An 11,292-nucleotide genomic window follows, 5' to 3' on the forward strand; every position below is an offset into this window, starting at 1 on the left:
TGGATCAGGGTCGGCACGCCCACCATGACCGCGAGGACGATCTTGTCACGGCGCGTAAGGCGGCGGACCCTGCCTGCTTTGCCGGTCCGCCTGCCCGTGCCGGGCTGGCTCTTGCCGGCCGTGGTTCGCCCGGCAGCACCGGGTTCGCTGTCCGGTGCTGCCGGTTTCTCGGCGGTAGTACTCATGGGGATTCCTTCAGCTACTGGGCTGCGTAAAGGGTCTTGGCCTGCGCTTCAAGGTTCTTGACGTCCACGGTGCCGTCCTTGATGAAGGACTGCAGCGCGGGGATCATCACGTTGTTGGCCATGGCGGGGAGAGCGTCCCGGTCCAGGAACTGGCTGATGTACTTGGCGTTGGCGATGGTGTCCGCGCACTTCTTGTTCAGCGGGGTGAACTTTGACGTGTCGGCGCCCTTGACGGTGGCGATGTTCGAGGTGTCCACGGCTGAATAGGCGTTCTGGCCTTCGGCGGATCCCATGAATGCCAGGAAGTCGTGCGCCGCCTTGTTGTCGCCGCCCTTCTTGGACAGGAGCAACCCGTCGATGGGGGCCTCGACGGCGTCGGTGCCTTCCACGGCGATTTCCGGGAACGGGAAGAAATCGATGTCCGCCAGCACCGCGGGATCCGTGAATTGCTGGGTCACGAACGAACCCAACAGGTACATGCCGGTCTTCTTGGCTTCGAGGGCCTTGGCCGCGTCCTGCCACGTCTGGCCGAGGGCATTGGGGTCCTGGAACGGCAGGAGGGCCTTCCAGGTGTCGAAGACGTCGCTGACCTTCTTCTGGTCCCAGCTTTCCTTGTGGGCGGTCAGGTCGATGTGGAACTGGTAGCCATTGAGGCGCATGTTGATGTAGTCGAAGGTGCCCATGGCCGGCCAGCCGTCCTTGTCCGCGAAGCCGATGGGGATGATTCCGTCGGTTTTCATCTTGGCCGCCAGGGTCTTCAGCTCGTCGAACGTCTTGGGCACTGCGTAGCCCTTTTCGGCCCAGAAGCTCTTCCGGTAGAAGAAGCCCCAGGGGTAGTTGTAGTTGGGGACGAGGTACATCTTGCCGTCCGGCCCGGTGGAGGCCTTCTTCATGGCGTCGGAGAAGTTGCTGCCGATCGTTGCCCACACGTCATCCACGGGAGCCAGCAGGCCCTTGCCCGCGTAGTACTGCATGCGGTAGCCGGCGAACCACGTGAAGGCATCGTCGGGGCTGCCCTGGAGGTAGGAGTTGATCTTGTTCTGGAAGTCGTTGTGCGGGACGACGTTGGTGGCCACGGTGATGCCGGACTTCTTGGTGAAGGCATCGGTGACGGCTTTGTAGGCGGCCTTGGGAACGTCGTCCGAGGAACCGGAGCCGAAGGTCAGGCTGCTCGATGAGGCTCCCGGAGCCGGCCCGGAGCCACCCGTGCAAGCAGCCAGCAGCGGAATGCCGGCGAGCCCCGCGGCACTGATTCCGAGCGTTTTCAGGATGGTGCGGCGTCCAGGGCCAGCATTGTGGGCCGACTGGAACGGGTCAAGTTGCGCTGCCATGTTCTCTCCCTTGAAAGCGTGGTGCTTGTGAGTTTTCTCACGTAGAACTCGACTATAACCGCTCAAAAGAGAACATGAAAGAACTAAATATAACATTCTTGCGACGGAGGGTTTTAAGACAAAAGCGGCGGTCCTCTTTGGGGAGGACCACCGCCTTGGCCTGGCCGGCCTTGAGGGCCTGGCTTGATTGTGACAGAGCCTACTTCTTCAACGACTCAGCGATCTGGGCCATGATCGTGGGGTCGGAGAGGGTGGTGGCGTCGCCCACTTCGCGGCCTTCTGCGACGTCCTTTAGGAGGCGGCGCATGATCTTGCCGGAGCGTGTCTTGGGCAGTTCGGGGACCACGAGGATGTGCCTGGGTTTGGCGATGGGGCCGATTTCCTTGCCCACGTGGTTGCGCAGCTCGGCGACGGTGGCGTCGCCGCTGTCCTGTCCCGACGGGGCGGATTCACGCAGGATCACGAACGCGACCACGGCCTGGCCGGTGGTTTCGTCGGAAGCCCCGACGACGGCGGCCTCCGCCACCCAGGGGTGGGACACGAGCGCGGATTCGATTTCGGTGGTGGAGAGCCGGTGCCCGGAGACGTTCATGACGTCATCCACCCGGCCCAGGAGCCACACGTCTCCGTCTTCGTCCTTCTTGGCCCCGTCCCCGGCGAAGTACATGCCCTCGAAGCGGGACCAGTAGGTGTCCTTGAACCGTTCCGGGTCGCCCCAGATGCCCCGCAGCATCGCGGGCCAGGGTTCGCGGACCACGAGGTAGCCGCCGTGCCCGTCCGGGACGGACTCCCCGGCCTCGTCCACGACGTCGATCGCGATGCCCGGCAGCGGGACCTGCGCCGAACCCGGCTTGGTCGCGGTCACGCCCGGCAGGGGCGCGATCATCTGGGCGCCGGTCTCGGTCTGCCACCAGGTGTCCACGATCGGGGCGGGGTGTTCCTTCTTTTCCCCGTTGTTCCCGGCGTTGGAGCCGATGACGTCCCGGTACCACATCCAGGCCTCGGGGTTGATGGGCTCACCCACCGAGCCCAGGACCCGGATCGAGGACAGATCGTACTTGGCAGGGATGTCCCGGCCCCACTTCATGAACGTCCGGATCGCCGTCGGGGCGGTGTACAGGATGGAGACCTTGTACTTCTCCACGATTTCCCACCAGCGGCCCTGGTGCGGGGAATCCGGGGTGCCCTCGTACATGACCTGGGTGGCGCCGTTGACCAGCGGGGCGTAGGCGACGTACGAGTGGCCGGTGACCCATCCGACGTCGGCGGTGCACCAGAACACGTCCGTCTCGGGGTGCAGGTCGAAGACCGCCCTGTGGGTGTACGCGGTCTGGGTCAGGTAGCCACCGGTGGTGTGCAGGATGCCCTTGGGCTTACCGGTGGTCCCGGAGGTGTACAGGATGAACAGCGGGTGCTCGGCGTCATGCCCGACGGCGGTGTGCTCACCGGAAGCGGTCCCGACGGTGTCCTCCCACCACTGGTCCCGGCCCTCGTGCCAGTCGACGTCCTGACCGTTGCGCTTGACCACCACGACGTTCTGCACGGTGTGGCCTTCTGTGGACAGGGCCTGGTCCACGGCGGGCTTGAGCGGGCTGGGCTTCCCGCGCCGGTACGTGCCGTCCGCGGTGACCACGAGCTTGGCCTCGGCGTCATCGATCCTCGAGCGCAGGGCGTCGGCGGAGAAGCCGCCGAACACCACCGAGTGCACGGCCCCGATCCGGGCACAGGCCAGCATGGTGATGACGGCTTCGGGGATCATGGGCAGGTACACGGCCACCCGGTCGCCCTTGGCCACGCCGAGGGACTCGAAGGCGTTCGCGGCCTTCTTCACCTCTTCGGTGAGCTGCGCGTAGGTGTAGGAGCGGGTGTCGCCCGGTTCGCCTTCGAAGTGGATGGCCACCCGGTCCCCGAGCCCGTTCTCCACGTGCCGGTCCAGGGCGTTGTACGCGGCGTTGACCTTGCCGCCGACGAACCACTTCGCGAAGGGCGGGTTGGACCAGTCCAGGGCCTGGGTGAAGTCCGTGTCCCAGTCCAGCAGTTCCCGGGCCTGCTTTGCCCAGAACGCGGGACGGTCCGCATTCGCTTCCGCATAGACTCCGGCGCCGACTACCGCGTTGGCCGCGAACTCAGCGGTGGGCGCGAACTTCCGGTTCTCGTGGAGAAGATTTTCGAGGGCATCGCCGTTGCCTGCCCCGTCGGATCCGGGTGCAGCGGTGGTCGTCGATCCATTGGCGTCCTGGGACATGTGAACCTCATCATTCATCGATCTCTGCCGCGCGGTTGTCCCGTAGCGGGGCCGCCCCACCCGCCAATCTTGCACGACGTTGGGCTGCGGCGCCTCACGGGATTCCGCAAAGAGCTTTTCCGGAACCCACCTTAGCGTTTTGAGCCGACAACAGGTGTCCGCGGTCACAATCCGGACCGTGAGCGGCGGGTGATTCGCGCCGAACGGCGGCGAAGGCTCTTGACCTCGGCCCTGATTAACAAATTTGGTGGACACGAAGTCGGTCACTAAGTAGCCTTTGCTTGTTGGGCGGCTAAAGCCACTCATTTCTTGGGGGAAGCGAGCACCACATGAGCCCGCCATAGAGCACAGAGCCGCCTACGCCGCGTCCCGCAACGGGATCCCATTCATCGTCCGCAACGGCTAACACTGCCGCGGAACACCCGCTTCACACTTTTCCGCAAGGCGCAAGGTCGCGCCTATCGAAAGGAATCCCCATGAGTCAGAACACCCCTCCTGTAGGACCTCCCGCCGGATATCCAGCCCCCGGCTCACCACAACCCGGACCATACGCGGGAGGACCCGCACAGACATCTGGTCAGTATCCGGGGTATCAGGGCGCACCTGCCGGATACCCTGGGTATCAGGCAGCACCAGTCGGTTACCCTGGCGCGGTTCCCGGTGGACAGTTTGTGGGTAACAAGTCATTCCTGACAGCTTGGCTATTGGCACTTCTCCTTGGCGGACTCGGCGTTGACCGGTTCTACTTGGGCAAGATCGGCACAGGCATTCTGAAGTTGGTCACGCTTGGTGGTTTGGGTATTTGGTCACTGATTGACCTGATCCTGCTTCTGACGAACAAGCAAACCGACAAACAGGGCTACAAGCTGGCTGGCTACGAGAAGCACAAGACGGTGGCCTTGATCGTGACCTTGGCGTTGATACTCTTGAGCGTCGTCTTTAACATTGCCAGAGTCGGTGCCTCCACCACGCCGAGCGGGTCTACCGCTGTCGTTCCGGCCGCATCCGCTGCCTCGAACCCCGGGGCTACGACCGCCGCGGCACCCGCCGGATACACAGTCGGCCAGCCGATGTCCGTCGATATGGGCGATGGCAACGTTGCCAAGGTGACTATCGTTTCGGCCAAGTACTCGGCGACGGCGAACGCGACCCTGAACGCGCCCGCCAAAAATGGCGGTTACCTGATCCTCGATGTTCTGTGGGAGACCGAGAAGGGCAAGACCTCCTCGAACCCGTTGTACTTTGAGGCGAAGGATGCGGACGGCCGCAAGGGCGACGTTGAGATGTTTGTCGACGGCGCACTTGGCTCCGGCGTTGTCCTTCCCGGCGACAAGGCTCGCGGCAACGTCGCTTTCGACATCGCGCCGGGCACATCGACTGTGATCATCACGACGCCGCTTCTGCAGGAGGCTGCGCGTCTCCAGGTGACCCCGCAGTAGCTTTGGAAGCTGCACTATGGCTCCGCACGGGTCACCCGTGCGGAGCCATTCTGCTTTCACCCGTTCGCATCCAGCTTTCGTAATGGCTTCAACTAGTGGACTGTCAGACGGGTGGCATAGGCTGAAGAGGTCTCGAGACGCGAAAACTTGCCGCCCGGTCCGGCCCGGAAAATACTGGGTGCAGCCTTGAGCGGCAGCGTCCGGAACACCGCCGTACTAAGGAGATTTGCACATGAACCAGACGAGCCTAGGTCCGAAGAACGGCGCGCAGACGCCCGGATCGGCCCCCGAAGCAGCAACTGGATCCGTGGCGCCACAGCCCGGCAGCGTGACCTCCCCGAAGTACCAAGCCGTACTGGGTCCGTTCACCATCCGGGACGTGACCGTTTTCGGTTCCACCTTGCTGATGTTTGTGGGGTCCCTCCTGCCGATGTTTGGCGGGCGCTACAACCTGTGGAACCTCGATAACCTTTTCTTCCTGGCGCTGGGCATCATTCTTCCCCTCGTTGTTGCCGCTTTGTTCGTTGCCCGCCGCCTGCAGCCGGGGAACATTGTGCGAATCGGCTCCCTTTCGACTGACCAGTTCGCGTCCGTCGTGGCGTCGTTCGCCGTGACCCTGTTCTTCCTGTCCGCAGCAGGCGCGTTTACCGTTTTCGTGCTCGTCGGACTCATTGGCTCGGTAGGTCTTCTGGCTGCGACGGTCCTGGCTCCCCACTTGCCCCTCCTCCGCGACGACTTCAAGGGCCGGGCCGAACAGCCCGCGCACGTTGTGGCCCGCGAGTCGGCCATTCCAACGCGCAAGCCTGCCGCGCCGAAGCCGGCCAAGCCTGAGCCGGTCGCGCCGAGGCCGGAAACTGCGGTCGCTGCTTCCGGGCCTGGAACTTCCATGCCCGAAGCTCCCGCCCACTGGGCTCCGGCAGCAACCACCGCCGCACCGGCAGAGACCCCTTCCGCACCTGAAGCACCCACCGAAGCCGCCGCCGTCGCGCCTGCCGAATCCGCAGAGGCGGCAGTTGCCGACGGCGCACGGGAAGCGCAGGCGCCCACGCCCGAGGAGCCCAAGCACATGCCCGCCGCCACCATGGCTACGCCCATTGTCGGCGGCCCAGACGCCGGCACCGGGCCCGCCACCCAGCACATCGGCACGGTCAACCAGCCCCGGGTGCACGAGCCCATCGGCGCCACCGTTGACCCAGCCACGCGAAGGGACGAATCCGGGTATGAGGCATTCTGGTTCGCAGTGGCCCACCCCCGCGTCGTTGTCGACGAGCACACCCGGATGCCCGCCTTCACCATCGAACCGGGCGCGTGGGTCCTGGCACTCGAAGACCGCGGCGAGGAATTCCTCGTCCAGGATACTGATGGCAAAGTGGGCGTCCTGCGCGATCTCAGCCACATCGAACGCGGCTAACCAGGCCGGCCGTGGACACCGTCGTCGAAACCCCGCTGGCTTTGAAGCGGCGCGCGCGCAAAATCAACAAGGCGCTCGCTGAGCTCTATCCCTACGCCCACGCTGAGCTTGATTTCCGGAACCCGTTCGAGCTGGTGGTGGCCACGGTGCTGTCCGCCCAGACCACGGATGTGCTGGTCAACCAGGTCACCAAGATCCTGTTCGCGCGCTATCCGGATGCCCGGAGCATCGCCGAGGCCGAGCTTGCCGAGCTGGAGGCGATCCTGCAGCCCACCGGCTTCTTCCGTGCCAAGGCGAAGAACGTCCTGGCGCTCAGCACACGCTTGGTGGACGAGTTCGACGGCGAGGTTCCCGGCAGGCTGGAAGACCTGGTGACGCTTCCCGGCGTCGGGCGAAAAACGGCAAATGTGGTGCTGGGCAACGCGTTCGGCGTCCCTGGAATCACTGTGGACACGCACTTTGGCAGGCTGGCGCGCCGATTTGGCTGGACGACGTCCGAGGATCCGGTGAAGATCGAGTTCGATGTCGCGGAGCTGTTCGAGCCCCGGGACTGGACCATGCTGTCCCATCGTGTGGTTTTCCACGGCCGCAGGGTTTGCCATGCGCGCCGGCCAGCGTGCGGAGCGTGTGCCGTGGCCAATTGGTGCCCGAGTTACGGCGAAGGCGAAAAGGACCCCGTCAAAGCGGCCAAGTTGCTTAAATACGAACTGGCGCCGGGCAACGAAGCGCTTCTCGCAAAGCTGCTTGCCGAGACTCATCGCGCGGCGGAGATTCGGATGGAATCGCAAAGGAGACCGGGATGACCGCGCTCGAGGACCTCGTCAGTCTCATTACAAGGATTGATTCCGGGCTGCATCCGGGCCCTGATCCGCGGATTGCGGCCGCGACTATAGATCCGGACAAGGCGCGAAAAGCGGCCGTGCTCATGCTCTTCGGCGTCTTGGACGACGTCCCCGCCCAATCAGGGAAACCGGTGGCCCCGGCGGATTTGGATGTGTTGCTTCTGGAACGCGCCCACACCTTGGACGACCATCCGGGACAGGTGGCGTTCCCCGGCGGAAGTATCGATCCCGGGGATGAATCGGCCGTCGCTGCAGCCATCCGGGAAGCAGTCGAGGAGACCGGTCTGGACAGCGGGGGCGTGCAGGTGCTGGGTGTCATGCCGGAACTAGGCCTGATCCGCAGTAATTTCGTGGTCACCCCGGTCTTGGCATGGTGGGCGTCGCCCTCGCCTGTGAGGGTGGTGGACTACGCTGAGTCCGCTCAAGTGTTCCGTGTCCCGGTGCGGGACCTCTTGGATCCCGACAACCGATACACCGGGACGCTCACGCGACTCGGCCGGACCTTCTCAAGCCCCGTCTTCCAGGTCAACGGACTAGTCGTCTGGGGTTTCACCGGGATGGTGCTCAGCGGCCTGTTCGATGCTTTGGGCTGGACTGTTCCGTGGGACACGGAACGGCTGCTTGAGATCGAGATCTAGCTTCCCGCTTTAGGCGTGCCGCCCCACCCGGGAACACTCCGGGCCGATGCCCCCGGGCCCCCGCCCGGCCCACTACGCTGCGCGTCGGGCAGGTTTTGAGTGATCCACGACGATGCCCGTGGCGGCATTTTCCCGTACGGCGTTGATCCCCGCCACTACGGCTTTCAGGTGTTTGAACCGCGGCGATTCCGCCACCAGGGTTCCATCGGAAGCCGTCAGCCGAAACCGGTAGCCATCTTCGCCGTCTCTGAGAATTTCGAATCGTCCAGCCATCGTTGCTGTTCCCCCTTGAATACTGCCCGCACAGTGAGCGCGTCTTTGCACTGTGGCGCTTCTCACTTCGAACGCCATAAGGCGAGACTATCCAGAAGGAAGGGGAGCGCTGAAGTTACTTCGGGGTACATTACTTGCCTGAGTCATGCCGGGTTCGTTTCCGCCATATGACTAGCTTTCGGCCCCGCTGGCGGTTATGGTTCCGGGCTTCAAAAGATCAGTGCGCGCCTCGGCGCCGGCACGGGGTATTCGGCGATCGCCATCCGGAACTCTTCTTCGGCGTTGAGTCGCCGCCGGACTTCCATCGATTCCAGCCTTTGGGCGTCTTCGGCGTCAATGCTGGGGTTTTTTGCCAGTTCCCTGATCCATTCGCCAGCCACGACAGCGTCATGTTGCTCGCCCAACAACCGCTGCAGGCCGATCGCCGGCTGGATCACCCCGGAAGCGTGATGGCTGAAGGCGTCCGCGACTGCCTCCACTGAGTAACGGAGGCACTTGACGTCCTTGCGTGCTTGGTGGAGCGCAGCGTTGCGGACCTCCGGGTCGCTGCTGCCTGCCTGCTCCGCGATGCTGTGCTGCAACCGCTCCCACCGGGCCTGGAGGCGCTCCGCAAGGTCCGCCGTCGGGTGTTTGTATTCCCTGCCGGCAGGGACTTCCAACAGCGCTGCCCTTGCGGCCCGCACCGTGCGCTTGCTGCGCTTGTGCCCGCCAAGGGCAGCGGCCAGCCGGGCGCTGGACGCTTCCAGTTCCTCCACGGCCTGGCGCACGGCTTCGGGGCTTTTCCAGGAATCCTTTGTGTCGAGCGATAGCCGTATCCTCTGCGCCAGGACATAGGCATCCCTGGACTCGCCGAGTGAAGTTGCGAGCCAGCGGACTTCCTCGCTGGCCGGCCGGGGAAGTTTAGGGATCATGCCGCGATAGCAGCTGAGGACTGAACGGAGCCGGCGAAGGGCAAGCCTGGCGTTGTGTACGGCTTCCGGATCGGCCGCTTCAATCAGCGGCAATTGTCCTTCCAGCTCGGTCAGTTGGAAGGCGATATATGCAGCCAGTGGTGCCTGGCCCTTGTTTCCCACGGGGCAATCGTCCTCTGCTGTCGCCCCCGGGGCAATAGTGCCTCTTACTTGGCTTTGTCGTAAGAATCGACGACGGCGATACTCACCGGAAATTCCACCGGAATCCGCCCGAACAACAGTTCCTTCGCGGCGGCCGCGGCCTCCTCGATGGCCTTGATGCACGTTTCAACCGACTCTGCGGGCGCGTGGACCATGACTTCGTCGTGCAGGAAGAACACGAGTTCCCCGGCAGGCAGGCCGTCGGCACGCGCGGTGCGCAGCCGCCGTCGAAGTTCGGCGAGCCAGCACGACGCCCAGTCCGCCGCGGAACCCTGCACCACAAAGTTCCGCGTGAAACGCCCGCGCGAGCGGGCGATGCTGTCCGCGCGCCGCTGTTCTTCCGCCGTCGTGGATTGCTGGCTGCGGATCCAGCGTTCCGACGGCGGCGGGCTGCTGCGGCCCAACCTTGAGGTTACGGTGCGGCCGCCTTCGCCGTCGCGGGCTGCCTGTTCGACGAAGCCGACCGCCCGGGGATAAGTCCTGGTCAGCTGTGGCATGAGGCGCCCGGATTCGCCTGTGGTAGCACCGTAAATTGCGCCCAGCAAGGCGATCTTGGCCTTCGAGCGATCGCCACCGAAGCCCTGTGCGGCGATGCCGGCGTACAAATCCTTGTCCCGCGCAGCCTCGGCCATCTTCGAGTCCTGCGCCAGCGCCACCAGAACCCGGGGCTCGAGCTGGGACGCGTCCGCGACGATCAATTTGTGCCCCGGATCGGCATGCACCGCGCCCCGGATCTGGCGAGGGATCTGCAACGCCCCGCCTCCCCTCGACGCCCAACGGCCGGAAACCACGCCCCCCACCACGTATTCGGGGCGGAACCGCCCTTCGCTCACCCACGCGTCCAGCCACGACCAGCCGTTCGCAGCGAACAAGCGGGAGAGCTTCTTGTACTCCAGCAGTGGCTCGATGGCCGCATGCTTCGATTCCTTGAGTTCCCACTGGCGCGTGGTTTTTACTTCGATGCCGTTCCGGTGCAGGGCTCGCATGAGGTCCTGGGGTGAATCCGGATTCAGCTTCGGAGAGTGGAGAATCCCTCGAAGCTCATTGCAGAGCGCCTCCAGCCTGGCTGGCCGGTGGCCAGTTGGAGGCCGGGGACCCAGATGGCCTTCCAGGATTTCTTCGTGCAACGCCTCCTGCCAGGGCACACCCGTGAACTGCATTTCGGCGGCAATCATGGCCCCGGCGGATTCCGCAGCCAGCAGCAGTTTAAGGCGGTGCTGCCGGCCTTCTTCCCTTGAGGCCTGGCCGAGCGCGTGTTGCTGGGCCGCGAACTCGGCCCCGATCTCGTTCAGGCTTGGCTGGGTGCTGCGCGGGACAAGCTCGTCGAACAGTGCGTCCTGCTCGGCGGGCGGAGGGGGAGGCTGGAGGACCCGCGGCGGAACCGGCATTTCATCGTCCTGCGTGAGCTTTTCCGCGCTGCGGGCATAGTCCGTGTGGGCCGTGAACTCAGAATGGACCAGGATGGCGCGGCAGAGCGTGAGGTCATGGCAACGTTCCAGCTCCACCCCGGCCTGGAGCATCGCCGGGTACCAATCCTGGGTCCGGTTCCAGACCCAGCGCGGACGGCCCTTCTCCAAGACGCTTACGACGCCGGCGAGATCGGCCTTTCGTACGACGCGCGGTTCTGCCCGGGCTACTCCGGCAGCGTTGATTTCCTCAATGGCTGCGCCGTCTGGATGGGCGGCGAGCAGCAGGTACATGCTGACAATTCTGCCCTGTGATTCCGTGGAGCCTTGCACTTTGCGGACAGTTGCCGTCCGCAAGCTTTTGTCCGGGGCTGCTTCCGTCGGCACGCGGACTGGTCCTCCACAGGGGT

At 64.5% G+C, this 11,292-nt stretch carries 9 protein-coding genes and 1 pseudogene; 4 read left to right on the forward strand and 6 right to left on the reverse strand.

Going from position 1 to position 11,292, the window contains the following annotated elements; all coding sequences use genetic code 11:
* The 3 genes and pseudogenes from ACFVTG_RS03325 to acs all read right to left on the reverse strand — a co-directional run.
* A pseudogene (locus tag ACFVTG_RS03325) lies at positions 1-185 on the reverse strand (hypothetical protein); the annotation flags it as partial.
* Positions 186-199: 14 nt separating this feature from the next.
* Entirely contained in the window at positions 200-1,516 is a 1,317-nt protein-coding gene (locus tag ACFVTG_RS03330; protein ID WP_390277961.1) for an ABC transporter substrate-binding protein, read from the reverse strand.
* A gap of 199 nt (positions 1,517-1,715) precedes the next feature.
* Positions 1,716-3,761, reverse strand: a complete 2,046-nt coding sequence (gene acs / locus ACFVTG_RS03335; RefSeq protein WP_390277963.1) for an acetate--CoA ligase — start codon at positions 3,759-3,761, stop codon at positions 1,716-1,718.
* A gap of 671 nt (positions 3,762-4,432) precedes the next feature.
* On the opposite strand from acs, the gene ACFVTG_RS03340 reads away from it, so the two are divergent.
* The 4 genes from ACFVTG_RS03340 to ACFVTG_RS03355 all read left to right on the forward strand — a co-directional run bounded on the left by ACFVTG_RS03340 (position 4,433) and on the right by ACFVTG_RS03355 (position 8,091).
* Entirely contained in the window at positions 4,433-5,200 is a 768-nt protein-coding gene (locus ACFVTG_RS03340; protein ID WP_390277965.1) for a TM2 domain-containing protein, read from the forward strand.
* A 232-nt stretch (positions 5,201-5,432) separates the two neighbouring features.
* Positions 5,433-6,611, forward strand: a complete 1,179-nt coding sequence (locus ACFVTG_RS03345) for a hypothetical protein (protein ID WP_390277967.1) — start codon at positions 5,433-5,435, stop codon at positions 6,609-6,611.
* 11 nt (positions 6,612-6,622) lie between these two features.
* A complete protein-coding gene (gene nth / locus ACFVTG_RS03350; protein WP_390277969.1) occupies positions 6,623-7,414 on the forward strand; it encodes an endonuclease III in 792 nt (263 codons plus the stop codon).
* Positions 7,411-8,091, forward strand: a complete 681-nt coding sequence (locus ACFVTG_RS03355; protein WP_284754096.1) for a CoA pyrophosphatase — start codon at positions 7,411-7,413, stop codon at positions 8,089-8,091. The genes nth and ACFVTG_RS03355 overlap by 4 nt, the downstream gene beginning before the upstream one ends.
* Positions 8,092-8,163: 72 nt before the next feature.
* On the opposite strand, the gene ACFVTG_RS03360 is transcribed toward ACFVTG_RS03355, so the two are convergent.
* The 3 genes from ACFVTG_RS03360 to ACFVTG_RS03370 all read right to left on the reverse strand — a co-directional run bounded on the left by ACFVTG_RS03360 (position 8,164) and on the right by ACFVTG_RS03370 (position 11,176).
* On the reverse strand, positions 8,164-8,442 hold the full coding sequence (locus tag ACFVTG_RS03360; RefSeq protein ID WP_350225159.1) for a DUF1508 domain-containing protein: 279 nt from the start codon (positions 8,440-8,442) through the stop codon (positions 8,164-8,166).
* 131 nt (positions 8,443-8,573) lie between these two features.
* Entirely contained in the window at positions 8,574-9,437 is an 864-nt protein-coding gene (locus tag ACFVTG_RS03365; protein WP_390277971.1) for a CHAD domain-containing protein, read from the reverse strand.
* A 44-nt stretch (positions 9,438-9,481) separates the two neighbouring features.
* The gene (locus ACFVTG_RS03370; RefSeq protein WP_390278936.1) at positions 9,482-11,176 is read right to left on the reverse strand and encodes a bifunctional 3'-5' exonuclease/DNA polymerase; all 1,695 of its coding nucleotides are present in this window, start codon (positions 11,174-11,176) and stop codon (positions 9,482-9,484) included.
* Positions 11,177-11,292 lie beyond the last annotated feature (116 nt).

The sequence above is a fragment of the Arthrobacter sp. NPDC058127 genome (assembly GCF_042884555.1).
Classification (GTDB): Bacteria; Actinomycetota; Actinomycetes; order Actinomycetales; family Micrococcaceae; genus Arthrobacter.

Coding starts and splice junctions, on each gene's coding strand:
- ACFVTG_RS03330 (WP_390277961.1), bottom strand. CDS start 1,516: ATGGCAGCGCAACTTGACCCGTTCCAGTCGGCCCACAATGCTGGCCCT.
- acs (WP_390277963.1), bottom strand. CDS start 3,761: ATGTCCCAGGACGCCAATGGATCGACGACCACCGCTGCACCCGGATCC.
- ACFVTG_RS03345 (WP_390277967.1), top strand. CDS start 5,433: ATGAACCAGACGAGCCTAGGTCCGAAGAACGGCGCGCAGACGCCCGGA.
- ACFVTG_RS03355 (WP_284754096.1), top strand. CDS start 7,411: ATGACCGCGCTCGAGGACCTCGTCAGTCTCATTACAAGGATTGATTCC.
- ACFVTG_RS03360 (WP_350225159.1), bottom strand. CDS start 8,442: ATGGCGTTCGAAGTGAGAAGCGCCACAGTGCAAAGACGCGCTCACTGT.
- ACFVTG_RS03370 (WP_390278936.1), bottom strand. CDS start 11,176: ATGTACCTGCTGCTCGCCGCCCATCCAGACGGCGCAGCCATTGAGGAA.